This window comes from Conexibacter sp. CPCC 205762, from assembly GCF_030646155.1.
In the GTDB taxonomy this organism is placed as follows: Bacteria; Actinomycetota; Thermoleophilia; order Solirubrobacterales; family Solirubrobacteraceae; genus Conexibacter.
Genome location: NZ_JAUTDN010000011.1, coordinates 52,074 through 65,367 on the forward strand (window position 1 = coordinate 52,074; position 13,294 = coordinate 65,367).

Genomic DNA, 13,294 nt, shown 5'->3' on the forward strand with positions numbered 1-13,294 from the left:
TCAAGCCTCCTCGTCGGCGTGGCCGCCGTGGACGGCGAGGCCGTAGATGATCATCACGTCGAGCGAGAACAGCGCGAGCGACAGGAACGGGTAGGCGGGGATCATCAGCAGCTGGGCGATCGCGTTGAGGCCGGCGAAGGCGACGCCGGCCCAGGTCGCGAGCGTGTTGCGCGCCCACACGCCGAAGGCGACGAGCATCTGCACCGCGCCGGTCAGCGTGACGATCCAGCCCCACGTGTTGAGGTCGCTGAAGATGTACTTCGCGTCCCCGACGAAGAAGGTCGAGTCGCTGATCGCGCCGATGCCGTAGATGATGTTCAGGACCGCGACGACCATCAGCATCGTGCCGCAGAAGACGACCCAGCCGCCGACGTGCGACCTCGTCGCCGTGTAGCTGGACTGGCCGGAGGCGGGGATCCCCCGCCGGAAGCATGCGCGCTCATCACCGTCTCCTCGTATCGGGGATCGCTGACACCGTCGCAACGGCGCGACGCGCCGCCAAGGATGCGGCCACCACAGGCGCTGAGGTGCGTGCACCCGTGCGCGGGCGCGCGCCGCGCACGATCATCGGGCGATGGTCCGCTCGTTCGTCGTCGCCGTCGCCAGGCCGCCGCTGAGCCTCGCTCGCAGGAGCGCCGCCGACGCGGTCCGCCCGCCGCTGGAGGCCGTTCAGCGCCGGGCCGCCGCGACCGCGCTCGAGCTGCTCGACGCACTGCTCGCCTCGCGCCTCGCCGAGGAGGCGGCGCGCCGGATCGTCACCAGCGAGGTCGCCGAGCAGGCGGTCTCCGGCGCCTTCGAAGGGCCGCTCGTCGACGCCGTCACCAGACGGCTGCTGGAGAGCGAGGAGCTGTGGCTGCTCGTGCAGGAGGTCGCGACGAGCCCGGCCGTCACCGCGGCGATCTCACGCCAGGGCGCGAGCTTCGCCGACGAGGTCGCCGACGAGGTGCGCGAGCAGAGCCAGCAGGCCGACGCCTGGCTGGAGCGGACGGCGCGGCGGATGCTGCGGCGGTCGCCGGCCGGCCCGCCGGCGCCGGCGACGCCGCTCGGCGTCGGCCCGGCGTGAGCGCTCCGCCGCCGCCCTACGCCGGCCTCGCCACGCGCGCGCTCGCGCTCGCGCTCGACGCCGCCGCGATCAACGCGATCGCGCTCGCGGTCGGCGGCGTGCTGGCGCTCTGCACCTCGCTGCTGCACCTGCCCTCCGAGGTCGAGCGGCTGACCGCGCTGGCCGGCGCCGGCGCCTGGGTGCTGCTGTCAGCCGGCTGGTTCGTCGTCTTCTGGTCCACCTCCGGGCAGACGCCCGGCGACCGTGTGCTGCGGATCCGCGTGCGCGACGCCCACGAGCCGCTGCGCCCGCTGAAGCCCCGCCGCGCGCTGCTGCGCCTCGGCGCGCTCGTGCTCGGCGCGATCCCCTGCTTCGCCGGCTACCTGCCGGTGCTGCTCGACGACCGCCGCCGCGCCTTCCACGACCGCGTCGCGCGCACGGTCGTCGTTCACTCGCGCGACCGTGACGGCGGCGGGCCCGGCAGCCCGCGCGTCCCCCACAGCGCCAGCAGCGCCGCCAGCCCGACCGCGCCGAGCGCCAGCCGCAGCGCGACCAGCTGAGCGCCGCCGTAGTGCCCGGCGGCCTCCTGCGCCTGCTGCGGCGACAGCCCCTCCGCGCGCGCCGCCTGCTCGACCTGGTAGACCGGCACGATCGGGATCCCGCTCTGCGCCCGCGCGACCAGCTGCGTACGCGCCGCCTGCGGCAGCGTCTCGCTGCGCTGGACGTTGGCGACGAAGCCGCTCGTCAGCGCAGCGATCAGGATCGAGCCGATCACCGCCGTGCCGAGCGAGGCACCGAGGTTCTGCGCCGTCCCCTGCAGGCCGCCGGCCTCGTTGACCTCCTGCTCCCCGGCAGCCGACATGATCACGTTGCCGAGCTGCGACAGCAGCAGCCCGGCGCCGACGCCGAACAGCGCCAGCCCGAACGCGAACGGCGCGTTGTCCAGCTCCACCTCGATCGTCCCCACCAGCAGCGCCGCGGCGGCGACGAGCACGAGCAGGCCGACCTGCACGACACGGCGCGGCGAGAAGCCGGCCGCCAGCCGCGGCCCGGCGAGTGCCGCGAGCACCATCGTCACCGACAGCGGGAAGAGCCGCTTGCCGGTCTCGAAGGCGTCGAGGCCGAGCACGACCTGGAGGTAGACCGGCAGCACGAAGAACGTCCCCAGCAGCAGGAACTGCTGCATCGTCAGCGTGATCAGCCCGGCTCGCAGCGGCGGGATCCGCAGCAGCGAGCGGTCCAGCAGCGGCGACTCGCCGCGCCGTTCGCGCCGCTCCTCCCAGCGGAAGAAGAGCGTCAGCAGGCCGGCGCCGATCAGCACCAGGAACGGCACCGCCGAGAAGCCGAGCGGCGTGATCTCCTGCCCGCCGATCGTCAGCGCCCCGCGCGGGACGATCCAGCCCCACTCGCTCGACTTGAGGATCCCGAAGGCGGCGATCCCGAGCCCCGCTGCCGAGAGCGCGACGCCGACGACGTCGAGCGCCGGTCTGCGCGCCAGCCGCGCCGGCACGGGCAGCGCTCTGCGCAGCAGGAGGATCGCGACCACGACGACGGTCTCGGCGGCGAAGACGTAGCGCCAGCTCAGCTCGGTCGTCACCCAGCCGCCGATCAGCGGCCCGACCGCGATCGCCGCGCCGGCGACGCCGCCGACGATCCCGAACGCGAGCGCCCGCGCTCTGCCCTCGTAGGTGGAGGCGATCAGCGCGACGATCGCCGGCAGCACGAGCGCCGCGCCGATCCCCTCGACGCCCGACCAGCCGATCAGCAGCACCGTCAGGTTCGGGCTCAGCGCCGTCGTCAGCGAGCCGCAGCCGTAGATCGCGAGGCCGAGCGCGAAGGCGCGGTCGCGGCCGAGGATGTCGCCGAGCTTGGCCCCGGCCAGCATCAGCGCCGCCATCACGAGCGTGTAGGCGGTGATCGCCAGCTGGACGCCCTGGATCGTCGTGTCGAGGTCGGCGACGATCTGCGAGATCGAGACGTTCATGACGCTGCTGTCGAGCACCATCACGAACTGCGCCGAGGCGAGGATCGCGATCGGAAGCCGGCCGGGGCGGTCCATGACGCGACGCTAGCCCCCGGCGCGGCGCCGGTCTCGGATGCAGGCACGACCCTGCGAGGGGTGTGCGCCTGCTTGCCGCCACGGCCGCCGGGGGCGAGCATCAGCGCAGACGAGGCCCGCGCCGCGCGACGGCTCCCGCCGCGCGCGGCCGGGCGGACAGGAGCCAACCGAGATGATCGTGTTCGCGGCCGACTACCCGTTTCTCGACGTCCTCTGGACGATGATCATCTTCTTCGCCTGGGTCGTCTGGATCTGGATGATGGTCGTCATCCTCACCGACCTGTTCGGGCGCCGCGACATCGGCGGCTGGAGGAAGGCGATCTGGTGCGTCTTCATGATCGTGGTGCCGTTCGTCGGCGTGCTCTGTTACCTGATCGCGCAGCACGACGGCATGACGCGCCGCCAGCTCGAGCGGACGCAGACGGTGCAGCAGCAGTTCGACGACCACGTCCGCGCCGTCGCGGGCGCGAACGGCGGCGCCAGCGGCGCGGTCGCGCAGATCGAGCGCGCCGAGGGCCTGCTCGCGAGAGGGACGATCAGCAGCGCCGAGTTCGACGCGCTCAAGCAGAAGGCGCTCGCCGCCCACTGAGCGCGGCGCGGGCGGCGGGGTGTGGCATGGGTTGCGGCGCGGCGTCGGCGTCGCGGCGGCCGGCGCGGACCTCGTCGCCGGCGGCGTGGGTCAGCGCCAGCAGCGCGGTCGCGAGCCAGTCGCGCGGGAGGTCGTCGCGCATGACGCCGGCGGCGCGGCCGCGATCGATCAGCTCGGTGAAGGCGGCCAGCACCTGGCCGTGGGCGCGATGCATCCGCTCGGGGCCGAGCTGCTCGGCGGCCGCCTGCGCGACGCCGAGACGCACAACGACATCTCGGGCAACTCCGCGTCGATGACGTCGACGGTCACGCCGAGCCTCTGACTCACCCCGCCCGTCGCAGCCCCGCGACGAGCAGCGTCACGAGGTGGCGCGCGTCGTAGTGACGCGCGCCGCCGGCGCCGGCGCAGATGCTGCCGACGCCGCGCATGAACTCGTACGCCTCCTGCCCGGGGCAGATCTCGCCGGCCTCCGCGGCGGCCTCGAGCAGCTCGCCACAGACGGGCACGAGCCGCTCGATGAAGTAGTCGTGCAGCGGGTCGAAGCAGGCGTCGCTCGACTGCAGCACGTGGGCGAGGCCGTGCTTGGTGACGAGGAATCCGACGAACTGGTCGATCCAGCTCGAGAGCGCCGTGTACGGGCTCCCGCCCGCCGCCAGCAGCGCCGGCCCGGCCTCGGCGAGCGCGTCGACCTGGTGGCGGTAGACGGCGACGATCAGGTCGGCGCGCGTCGGGAAGTGACGGTAGATCGTCGCCGTGCCGACGCCGGCCCGCGCGGCGACGTCGCGCACCGGCGCCTCGACGCCGGCCTCGACGAAGACGGCCGCCGCCGCGTCGAGCAGCGCCTTCTGGTTGCGCTGCGCATCGGCCCGCTTCGGTCTCGTGACGCCGTCTGCCATGCGGACATCTTGACAAAACGGAACAACGTCCCGTATCTTCAAAAGCGGGACAGCGTTCCGTTTTCGATCCGAAGGACCCCTCTGATGACCGCCACCGCCACCCCGATCCTCTCTGTCAAGCCCATCGTGCTCGACGCCCCCGAGCGCGGCGGCACGCCGCTGGAGGTCCGCGTCACGACGCCGGCCGACGGCGACACGCTGCCCGTGATCGTCCTCTCGCACGGCTTCGGCTGGTCGCTCGACGGCTACGCGCCGCTGGCCGACCACTGGGCCGCGCAGGGCTTCGCCGTGATCCAGCCGACCTACCTCGACTCGCGCCGGCTCGCGATCCCCGCCGAGGACCCGCGCACGCCGACGATCTGGCGCCAGCGCGTGCTCGACGCCAGACACGCGCTCGACCAGCTCGACCGGATCGAGGCCGCGCTCCCCGGCCCCAGCCGCCGCTTCGACCGCGACCGCATCGCCGTCGCCGGCCACTCGTTCGGCGCGCAGACGTCGAGCGTGCTGCTCGGCGCACGCGTGCTCGACGCCGACGGCACGCCCGGCGAGGACCTCTCCGACGCCCGCGTCAGCGCCGGCGTGATGCTCGCCGGCGCCGGCACCGGCGGCGCCGACCTGTCGCCGTTCGCGGCCGAGCACTTCCCCTTCATGAACCCGCACTTCGACACGCTGACGACGCGCACGCTCGTCGTCGCCGGCGACAGAGACGACTCGCCGCTGACCGTCCGCGGCCCCGAGTGGACGGTCGACCCGTACCGCCTCAGCCCCGGCGCCGAGGCGCTGTTGACGCTGTTCGGCGGCGAGCACACGCTCGGCGGGCTCGCCGGCTACGAGGTCGCCGAGACGACCGACGAGAGCCCCGCCCGCGTCGCGCTGATCCAGCGCGTCACGAGCGCGTACCTGCGCCACGCGCTGCGGCTCGGCAGCGACGACTGGGACGCCGCCCGCGCCGAGCTGTCAGAGCACCCGCTGGGAGCGATCGAAACGAAGTGAAGCTGCGCGGCGGCGGGGCCGGCACTGCTAGATTCGTCAGCAGGACGCTCACGATCCGGCGTTCGAGAGGTCACGACTGCCTCGGTCTCTGTCAGCCCCTGCCTTGAGGAGCCGGCCGTGCACGCGAGTGACCTCAGCTTTCCGACCTTCCCCGCATCCGCCCACCACACCAGCATCCGCTGGGCGCTGTTCACGCACCCGCAGATCCGCGACGTGCTGCCGACCCTCCACGGCGACACGCTGCGAGTCCTCCACGACGGGCCGATAGACGCCGTCGGCTGGAGCGCGACGCTGACCGCCGCCGGCTACCCGGCGCCGCGCGTCGGCGACGCGCCGACGCTCGCGGCGATCGTCGCGCGCTAAGCAGCGCGCCGCAGGTCCGGCGGCCCGACGACGGCGGTGAAGGTGACCGCGCAGAAGGCGTCGACGACGGCCGGGTCGAACTGCGCGCCGGCGCAACGGCGCAGCTCCGCGATCGCCTCCGCGTGGGTCGCCGGCAGCTGGTAGGGGCGCTCGCTCGTCATCGCGCTGTAGGAGTCGCAGACGGCGACGATCCGCGCGCCGAGCGGTATCTCCTCGCCGGCCAGCCGGTCCGGGTAGCCGCCGCCGTCCCAGCGCTCGTGCGAGGCGCGCACGAGTCTCGCGACCGGCCGCATCGCCGGTGACGCCTGCAGGATCCGGTCGCCTATGACCGTGTGCTGGCGCATCAGGTCCCACTCGCAGTCGTCGAGCGGGCCCGCCTTGTGGAGGACCGACTCCGGGATCGCGATCTTGCCGATGTCGTGCAGCTCGGCCGCGCGCGCCAGCTCGTCCAGCCGCTCGCTGCCCAGCCCCAGCCGCCTGCCGACGGCGAGCGCCATCGCCGTGACGCTGTCGGAGTGGTCGCGCAGTTCCGGCTCGCGCTCGCGCAGCACCTGCATCAGCACGTCGCAGGTGCCGCGGCACGTGACCGGCCGAGCGCTCTTCTCCGCGTACATCCGCGCGTCGGCGAGGCCGAGCGCGTCACTCGGCGTCCGCGCCTCGGCCGGCAGCACGACGGCGCCGAGCGAGGCGGTCAGCTCGAAGCCCTCGCCGTGCGAGGCGAGCGCGGCGCGGCAGCGGCGCAGCAGCTCGCCGTCGGCCTCGTGCCGCCCGTCCAGCAGCAGGCAGAACTCGTCGCCGCCGAGGCGGTAGGCGGCACCGGCCCTGCCGGTCTCGGCGCCGAGCGCATGGGCGACGCGCGCGAGCACGATGTCGCCGGCGAGGTGGCCGAAGCGGTCGTTGTACGGCTTGAAGCCGTCGAGGTCGAAGAAGGCGAGCGTGCGGGTGCGGCTGAGCGCGCCGTCGGCGAGCCCGTCGGCGAGGTCGTCCATCAGCTGGCGGCGGTTGGGCAGCCCGGTGAGCGTGTCGGTGCGCGCCTCCTGCTGCGACCGCGCCAGCATCGTCATGTGCTCGCGGAAGTTGGAGCTGGCGCGGTGGAGCGCGACGATCAGCGCCGCCAGCGCCAGCAGCGAGGCCGGCAGCGGCAGGTCGCGCAGCTGGCCGTAGAAGAGGACGGCGACGGCGGCGAGCGCGAACCCGGCCGGGAAGACGAACAGCTCGTGCCGCAGCACGCGGCCGGCGCCGACCGGCGTCCACGGCTGCCATGCCGCCCACGCCCAGCAGATCATCGCGATCGGCCACAGGACCGACGTCAGCGAGCCTTCGCGGTAGCCGCCGGTCGCGAGCTCGACCAGGTAGAGCGCGTCGGCGGCCGCTATCAGCGCGGCGCCGGCGCCGAGCAGCAGCCAGCCGGGGCTCGGCCGCCAGCCCTGCGTCGCGAACGCGACCAGCACCAGCCCGACGAGCGCGAGGTCGCCGATCGGATATGCCAGCTCGATGAAGGTCTGCAGCCCGTCGGTGCCACTCGTGCGCAGCAGCGTCTCGTACAGCAGCGCGGTCGCGACGGCGGCGAGCGCGAGGCCGCCGATCGCCCCGTCCAGCCACAGCCTGCGCCCGACGCGCCTGTCGCTGCCGGCGAGCAGCAGCACGATCCCGGCGCCGCAGAGCGGATACCAGGCGAGGTAGAAGGCGTGGGCGACGGCCGGGTAGTGCGACTGCTGCTCGGTCATCGTCCAGATCGTGTCGCCGATCAGCCAGCTGACGGCGGCGATCGCGATCAGCGTCCAGGCGGCGCGGCGCTGGCGCACGAGCACGGCGCGCGCGACGCACGAGAGCGCGCCGGCCAGCTCCATCGACAGGTACAGCCCATGGTCGAAGAGGTAGTGCGCGACCTCGCTCTCGTCCGGCAGCAGCGCGTGCAGCAGCAGCGCCGCGACGCTCGCGACCGACGCGGCGAGCAGCGTTCGCCGGACGAGCTGCGAGGGAGTGGAAGGCTGTCGAACAGCAATTGCGATAGCCGAGATGATCGGCTGCGAGCGAATGCGATTGATCGGCCTTACACCGTTCCCCTGACGTCGCTGGCACGTCTGTCCTCATACGTTCGTCCAGGCGAACGTGCGATACCCGCCAATGCGTCCTATTGACGGAGCGCCAACGCGCCGCGCGAGCGCCTATTCGGCAGATCCGGTCGCGCGCTCGATCGCACCGATCAGCAGTTCGACGCCGCTGTCGAATACAGCCCGCTGCGGCGGAAAGAGATGCGGCGCGGCAGCGACCGCGTGCGGCAGCTCCGCAGGGTCGAGCGCCGCATAGACACGCCGCATCGCGGCGCGATCGGAGATGCGCGGGTCGCCCGCGTGCTCCAGTGCCGTCGCGTACAGGCCGGAGCCGACGACCCAGTTCTCGATCAGGTGGAACATGTCCGCCGCAGCGGCCGGCGAGAGGCCCGCGTCGGCGAGGATCGCCAGCAGGCGATCGTTCATCCGCACCAGCCGCGGCTCGTCATCAGGCTGACGCGCCAGCAACGTCGCCAGCTCCGGATGGACGCGATAGCGCGCCAGTTCATGGTGCAATTCCGCACGCAAACGATCACGCCAGTCGTCGGCCGGGTCGAGCGCCGGCGACTCCGCGAAGCTGCGGCCGGCCAGCTCGACGAGCAGCTCGTCCTTGCTGCGGAAGTGGCGGTAGAGGGCGGTCGGGTCGACCTCCAGCTCGGCGCCGAGGCGGCGCATCGAGAGCGCGCCGAGCCCCTCGGCGGCGACGATCCGCGTCGCGGTCGCGAGGATCCGCTCGCGGTCGAGCCGTCTGCGTCCGGTCGCGCTCATGCCGGGGACGCTAGCGCAGCAGACGGCGGCCACCGGCTTGGAGTCAACGCGTTGTCAACGCGTTGACTTCGGCTCGACACGAGCGCTAGGCTGCGCATCATGAGCACCACCTCACGCCCCGCCGGGCTGCGGATGCCGGCCGAGTGGGCGCCCCACGAGCGGACCCTGATCGCATGGCCGGCGCGCGAGGAGGCGTGGCGCGGCGGTGCGACGATCGAGGACGCGCGCGACGCGCACGCCGAGGTCGTCGCCGCGGTCGCCGCCTTCGAGCCGGTGACGCTGGTCGCCGACCCCGCCCACGCCGAGGATGCGCGCAGACGCGTCCCGCACGACAGCGTCGAGGTCGTCTCGCTGCCGATCGACGACTCGTGGCTGCGCGACTCGGGACCGATCGTCGTCACCGACGGGATCGCGCGCGCCGGGATCGACTTCAGGTTCAACGCCTGGGGCGAGGCGTTCACGCCCTACGACAAGGACGCGGCGATCGCCCAGAGAGTGCTGGAGCATCTGGAGATCGAGCGCTTCGGCTCGCCGATCGTGCTCGAGGGCGGCTCGATCGCCGTCGACGGCGAGGGCACGCTGCTGAGCACCGAGCAGTGCCTGCTCAACCCCAACCGCAACCCGCTGCTGGACCGTGCCGAGATCGAGCAGGAGCTGCGCCTCCAGCTCGGCGTCGAGCGGATCGTCTGGCTCGGCCAGGGCCTCGTCGAGGACGCCGACACCGACGGCCACGTCGACAACGTCGCCGCGTTCGTCGGCCCCGGCCGCGTGCTGCTGCAGACGGTCGCGGAGCAGGACGACCCCAACTGGGCCAACGCACGTGAGAACAGACGACGGCTGCAGGAGGCCGGCCTCGACGTCATAGACCTCACGCTGCTGCCGCGCACCAAGCACGCCGACGACGGCGACACGGTCGCGGTCCCGTACATGAACTTCTACCTCTGCAACGGCGCCGCGATCGTCCCCGTCGCGCAGCTCGACCACGACATGGACGAGGAGGCGCTGACGCGCCTGCGCGCGCTGCTGCCCGGCCGCGAGGTCGTCGGCGTCCCCGGCCGCGTGCTCGCGCTCGGCGGCGGCGGCGTCCACTGCATCACCCAACAGATCCCGAAGGCGAGCGCATGAGCGACTACCAGCTGATCGTCAACACCACCCCGCCGCCGTCGCTCGCCGCCGGCGAGGGCAGAGCCGGCCCGCGCGCGCCGTTCCGCGTCGGCGCCGTGCAGCAGGCGTGGAACCCCGACGCCGACGCGCACAAGGCCGCCCTCAGCGAGGGCATCGGGCTGGCGGCGCGCGAGGGCGCGACGCTCGTCTGCCTGCAGGAGCTGACGCTGTCGAAGTACTTCGCGATCACGCCCGACGGCCCGGCCGCCGCCGGCGCCGCGCCGGAGCCGCTCGCCGACGGGCCGACCGCGACCTTCGCGCGCACGGCCGCCGCCGCGCACGGCGTCCACGTCCACGCCTCGCTGTTCGAGGCCGCCGACGGGCCGGATGGTCCTGACGGCCTCGGCTACAACACGGCGATCGTCGTCTCGCCGCAGGGCGAGATCGTCAGCCGCACGCGCAAGCTGCACATCCCCGTCACGGCCGGCTACTACGAGGACAGATACTTCCGCGCCGGCCCGACCGCGGCCGAGGGCGGCGATCCCTACAGAGTGGTCGAGCTGCCGGGCGCGAAGTTCGGCTTCCCGACCTGCTGGGACCAGTGGTTCCCCGAGCTGGCGCGGGCCTACTCGCTCGGCGGCGCCGAGGTGCTCGTCTACCCGACCGCGATCGGCTCCGAGCCCGACCACCCCGAGTTCGACACCGAGCCGCTGTGGGAGAAGGTGATCGTCGCCAACGGGATCGCCAACGGCACCTTCATGGTCGCCGTCAACCGCATCGGCCACGAGGAGCCGCTGGACTTCTACGGCTCCTCGTTCGTCAGCGACCCGTACGGGCGCGTGCTGGCGCAGGCGCCGCGCGACGCGCCGGCCGTCCTCGTCGCCGACCTGGAGCTGACGCAGCGCGACGACTGGCTGACGCTGTTCCCGTTCCTGACGACGCGCCGGCCCGACACGTACGCGGGGCTGACGCGGATTCCCTGAATCGCAACGTGACGGGGGTCGCGATCGGGCATATGTTGATCGCGACCCCCCCGCCACCGCTTCGACCAGGAAGGCCGTGCAATGCCCTTCATCACCACCCCGGACGGCGTCGAGATCTTCTACAAGGACTGGGGCTCGGGCCCGGCCGTGATCCTCTCCCACGGCTGGCCGCTGAACTCCGACTCGTGGGAGGCGCAGCAGCTCCACCTCGCGACCCACGGCTTCCGCGCGATCGCCCACGACCGCCGCGGCCACGGCCGCTCCGAGCAGGTCTGGGACGGCAACGACATGGACCACTACGCCGACGACCTGCACGCGCTGATCGAGGCGCTCGGGCTGAGCGAGGTCGCGCTCGTCGGCTTCTCGACCGGCGGCGGCGAGGTCGTCCGCTACATCGGCCGCCACGGCACCGCCAAGGTCTCCAAGCTGGCGCTCGTCTCGGCCGTCCCGCCGTTCATGCTGCAGACCGAGGACAACCCCGGCGGCGTGCCGATCGAGGTCTTCGACGGGATCCGCGAGAACTCGCTGAAGGACCGCTCGCAGCTGTACAGAGACTTCGCCGACACGATCTTCTTCGGCCACAACAGAACGGGCGACGTCTCGCAGGGCACGCGCGACGCCTTCTGGCGCCAGGGCCTGCAGGCCGGCCACAAGAACACGTACGACTCGATCGCCGCCTTCTCGGCGACCGACATGCGCCCCGACCTCGCGAAGGTCGACGTGCCGACGCTCGTGATCCACTCCGACACCGACCAGGTCGTCCCGTTCGAGGTCGGCGGCAAGGCGTCGGCGGCGCTGATCGACGGCGCCGAGCTGAAGGTCTACGAAGGCGGCCCCCACGGTGTCACCGACACCCACAAGGACCGCCTCAACGACGACCTGCTCGCCTTCCTGCAGAGCTAGGCCGCGGCCTGCGTCAGGCGGCTGCCGCGGGTGCGGCGGCCGCCTCGCCGGCCGCCGTCTGGCGCCGGTGGATCGTCATCGGGATGCCGTGCAGCGGGCGGATCGTGACGGTCGGGTCGAGCACGATTCTCGCGCCCGGCACGAGGTCGAAGCGGAAGCGCTGGGCGATCATCGCCGCCAGCAGCGTCGCGTTCATCATCGCGAAGCCGTGGCCGACGCAGATCCGCCGCCCGCCGCCGAACGGCAGGTAGGCGAAGCGCGAGCGCTCTCTCGGCGCGTCGCCGAGCCAGCGGCGCGGGTCGAAGCCGGCCGGGTTGGGCCACACCTTCGGGTCGCGGTGGGTCGACCAGATCGAGACGAACACCAGCGTCCCCTTCGGGATCAGATGGCCGCAGACGACGTCGTCCTGCGCCGCGACCCGCTGGACGTGCCAGACCGGCGGGAAGATCCGCATCGCCTCCTGGAAGCAGGCGGTCGTCCACGGCAGCTGCTCCGCGTCCTCCGCGGTCGGCACGCGCCCCTGCAGGACCGCGTCGACCTCCTGCTCCATCTGCTCGCGCGCTTGGGGGTGCTGCGAGAGCAGGTAGTACATCCAGGCGAGGCCGTGGGCGGTCGTCTCGTGGCCGGCGGCGGTGAACGTCATCAGCTCGTCGAGCACCTGCTCGCGGCTCATCTGCTCGCCGGTCTCCTCGTCGCGCGCCTCCATCAGCAGCTTCAGCAGGTCGTCGCGCTCGCCGTGGCCGTTGCGCAGCCGGTCGTCGATGATCTCGCGCCCGATCGTGGTGAGCACGTCGGCCGCCTTGACGCCTCTGCGCCAACGCAGCGGATGGGTCGTTCTGGCTGCCTGCTGGATCCCCTTCACGCCGGGCAGGTACTGGCCTATCGCGACGCCGGTCGAGCGGCCGATCGCGCCGGCCTCGTGCAGCGCCTCGCCGAGCGCGACGCCGAACTCCTCGGCGCGGCCGCGGAAGTCGTGGCCGACGAGCGCGCGGCCGACGGTGTCGAGGCCGATGTGGAGGATCTCGCTGGCGACCTCGACGCGCTCGCCCTCGCCGCGGGTCCGCTCCCAGGTGTCGAGCGCGTCGCCGGCGGCGGCGGCCATGTGGTCGGCGAACGGGGCGAGGTGGCGCTTGGCGAACATCGGCTGCACGAGCTTGCGCTGGCGCTGCCACAGCGCGCCCTCGCTCGTGACCAGGCCCTTGCCGAGGACCGGCTCCAGCAACTCGTACTGGTTCGACTTGCGGTAGGCGTCTTGGTTGGCGACGAGCACGTGGCGGACGGCCTCCGGCCCGCGCACGATCGCGAGGCGCTGGCGCGGCAGGTCGAGCATCGCGACGTCGCCGTACTGCTCGCCGATGTCGGCGAGCACCTCCAGCGGACCCTCCTGGCGGCGGAACTTGAGCATCCAGCGCCAGGCGTCGGCGCCGGAGGGACCGGGCGGAAGCGGGGCGTCAGTTGCCTCGGAGACGGGTGCGGGGGCGACTCTCAAAGCTGACATGCCCGAATGTTACACGAACCGATGTCACATCAAACTGTGAGT

15 protein-coding genes are annotated in these 13,294 nt (G+C 72.8%); 8 read left to right on the forward strand and 7 right to left on the reverse strand.

Features of this window, described 5'->3' with window-relative positions:
• Positions 1-342: a hypothetical protein gene (locus Q7L73_RS11590; protein ID WP_304689896.1), complete on the reverse strand. Its 342-nt coding sequence runs from the start codon at positions 340-342 to the stop codon at positions 1-3.
• 232 nt (positions 343-574) lie between these two features.
• On the opposite strand from Q7L73_RS11590, the gene Q7L73_RS11595 reads away from it, so the two are divergent.
• Positions 575-1,063: a hypothetical protein gene (locus Q7L73_RS11595; protein ID WP_304689897.1), complete on the forward strand. Its 489-nt coding sequence runs from the start codon at positions 575-577 to the stop codon at positions 1,061-1,063.
• Complete coding sequence (locus Q7L73_RS11600) at positions 1,060-1,602, forward strand: RDD family protein (RefSeq protein WP_304689899.1); 543 nt, start codon at positions 1,060-1,062, stop codon at positions 1,600-1,602. The genes Q7L73_RS11595 and Q7L73_RS11600 overlap by 4 nt, the downstream gene beginning before the upstream one ends.
• Here Q7L73_RS11600 and Q7L73_RS11605 read toward each other — a convergent pair.
• Positions 1,491-3,101, reverse strand: coding sequence for an MFS transporter (locus Q7L73_RS11605; RefSeq protein ID WP_304689900.1), 1,611 nt, complete (start codon positions 3,099-3,101; stop codon positions 1,491-1,493). The two genes, Q7L73_RS11600 and Q7L73_RS11605, sit on opposite strands and share 112 nt — an antisense overlap.
• Positions 3,102-3,273: 172 nt before the next feature.
• On the opposite strand from Q7L73_RS11605, the gene Q7L73_RS11610 reads away from it, so the two are divergent.
• Complete coding sequence (locus Q7L73_RS11610; RefSeq protein ID WP_304689902.1) at positions 3,274-3,690, forward strand: SHOCT domain-containing protein; 417 nt, start codon at positions 3,274-3,276, stop codon at positions 3,688-3,690.
• Here Q7L73_RS11610 and Q7L73_RS11615 read toward each other — a convergent pair.
• The gene (locus Q7L73_RS11615) at positions 3,662-3,955 is read right to left on the reverse strand and encodes a hypothetical protein (protein WP_304689904.1); all 294 of its coding nucleotides are present in this window, start codon (positions 3,953-3,955) and stop codon (positions 3,662-3,664) included. The genes Q7L73_RS11610 and Q7L73_RS11615 overlap by 29 nt on opposite strands.
• 58 nt (positions 3,956-4,013) lie before the next feature.
• Positions 4,014-4,586 (reverse strand): TetR/AcrR family transcriptional regulator, encoded by a 573-nt coding sequence (locus Q7L73_RS11620; RefSeq protein WP_304689905.1) that lies wholly within the window; start codon positions 4,584-4,586, stop codon positions 4,014-4,016.
• Positions 4,587-4,670: 84 nt separating this feature from the next.
• On the opposite strand from Q7L73_RS11620, the gene Q7L73_RS11625 reads away from it, so the two are divergent.
• Together Q7L73_RS11625 and Q7L73_RS11630 are read left to right on the forward strand one after the other, a co-directional pair.
• Positions 4,671-5,579, forward strand: coding sequence for a hypothetical protein (locus tag Q7L73_RS11625; RefSeq protein WP_304689907.1), 909 nt, complete (start codon positions 4,671-4,673; stop codon positions 5,577-5,579).
• Between the two features lie 117 nt (positions 5,580-5,696).
• Positions 5,697-5,942, forward strand: a complete 246-nt coding sequence (locus Q7L73_RS11630) for a hypothetical protein (RefSeq protein WP_304689909.1) — start codon at positions 5,697-5,699, stop codon at positions 5,940-5,942.
• Here Q7L73_RS11630 and Q7L73_RS11635 read toward each other — a convergent pair.
• Positions 5,939-7,792 carry a diguanylate cyclase gene (locus Q7L73_RS11635; RefSeq protein ID WP_304689911.1) on the reverse strand — a complete coding sequence of 618 codons (1,854 nt, stop codon included), beginning with the start codon at positions 7,790-7,792 and terminating at the stop codon, positions 5,939-5,941. The genes Q7L73_RS11630 and Q7L73_RS11635 overlap by 4 nt on opposite strands.
• A 318-nt stretch (positions 7,793-8,110) precedes the next feature.
• Positions 8,111-8,764: a TetR/AcrR family transcriptional regulator gene (locus tag Q7L73_RS11640; RefSeq protein WP_304689913.1), complete on the reverse strand. Its 654-nt coding sequence runs from the start codon at positions 8,762-8,764 to the stop codon at positions 8,111-8,113.
• Positions 8,765-8,863: 99 nt separating this feature from the next.
• On the opposite strand from Q7L73_RS11640, the gene Q7L73_RS11645 reads away from it, so the two are divergent.
• From Q7L73_RS11645 to Q7L73_RS11655, 3 genes are all read left to right on the forward strand, one after another.
• Positions 8,864-9,889 (forward strand): agmatine/peptidylarginine deiminase, encoded by a 1,026-nt coding sequence (locus tag Q7L73_RS11645; protein WP_304689914.1) that lies wholly within the window; start codon positions 8,864-8,866, stop codon positions 9,887-9,889.
• The gene (locus Q7L73_RS11650; RefSeq protein ID WP_304689916.1) at positions 9,886-10,851 is read left to right on the forward strand and encodes a nitrilase-related carbon-nitrogen hydrolase; all 966 of its coding nucleotides are present in this window, start codon (positions 9,886-9,888) and stop codon (positions 10,849-10,851) included. The genes Q7L73_RS11645 and Q7L73_RS11650 overlap by 4 nt, the downstream gene beginning before the upstream one ends.
• A gap of 81 nt (positions 10,852-10,932) precedes the next feature.
• Entirely contained in the window at positions 10,933-11,754 is an 822-nt protein-coding gene (locus tag Q7L73_RS11655; protein WP_304689918.1) for an alpha/beta fold hydrolase, read from the forward strand.
• 13 nt (positions 11,755-11,767) lie between these two features.
• Here the strand turns inward: Q7L73_RS11655 and Q7L73_RS11660 are convergent, their stop codons facing one another.
• Positions 11,768-13,252, reverse strand: a complete 1,485-nt coding sequence (locus Q7L73_RS11660) for a cytochrome P450 (RefSeq protein ID WP_304689919.1) — start codon at positions 13,250-13,252, stop codon at positions 11,768-11,770.
• Positions 13,253-13,294: the final 42 nt, after the last annotated feature.

Coding starts and splice junctions, on each gene's coding strand:
- Q7L73_RS11640 (WP_304689913.1), bottom strand. CDS start 8,764: ATGAGCGCGACCGGACGCAGACGGCTCGACCGCGAGCGGATCCTCGCG.
- Q7L73_RS11610 (WP_304689902.1), top strand. CDS start 3,274: ATGATCGTGTTCGCGGCCGACTACCCGTTTCTCGACGTCCTCTGGACG.
- Q7L73_RS11650 (WP_304689916.1), top strand. CDS start 9,886: ATGAGCGACTACCAGCTGATCGTCAACACCACCCCGCCGCCGTCGCTC.
- Q7L73_RS11620 (WP_304689905.1), bottom strand. CDS start 4,586: ATGGCAGACGGCGTCACGAGACCGAAGCGGGCCGATGCGCAGCGCAAC.
- Q7L73_RS11595 (WP_304689897.1), top strand. CDS start 575: ATGGTCCGCTCGTTCGTCGTCGCCGTCGCCAGGCCGCCGCTGAGCCTC.
- Q7L73_RS11590 (WP_304689896.1), bottom strand. CDS start 342: ATGCTGATGGTCGTCGCGGTCCTGAACATCATCTACGGCATCGGCGCG.
- Q7L73_RS11625 (WP_304689907.1), top strand. CDS start 4,671: ATGACCGCCACCGCCACCCCGATCCTCTCTGTCAAGCCCATCGTGCTC.
- Q7L73_RS11605 (WP_304689900.1), bottom strand. CDS start 3,101: ATGGACCGCCCCGGCCGGCTTCCGATCGCGATCCTCGCCTCGGCGCAG.
- Q7L73_RS11645 (WP_304689914.1), top strand. CDS start 8,864: ATGAGCACCACCTCACGCCCCGCCGGGCTGCGGATGCCGGCCGAGTGG.
- Q7L73_RS11660 (WP_304689919.1), bottom strand. CDS start 13,252: ATGTCAGCTTTGAGAGTCGCCCCCGCACCCGTCTCCGAGGCAACTGAC.
- Q7L73_RS11655 (WP_304689918.1), top strand. CDS start 10,933: ATGCCCTTCATCACCACCCCGGACGGCGTCGAGATCTTCTACAAGGAC.
- Q7L73_RS11635 (WP_304689911.1), bottom strand. CDS start 7,792: ATGGAGCTGGCCGGCGCGCTCTCGTGCGTCGCGCGCGCCGTGCTCGTG.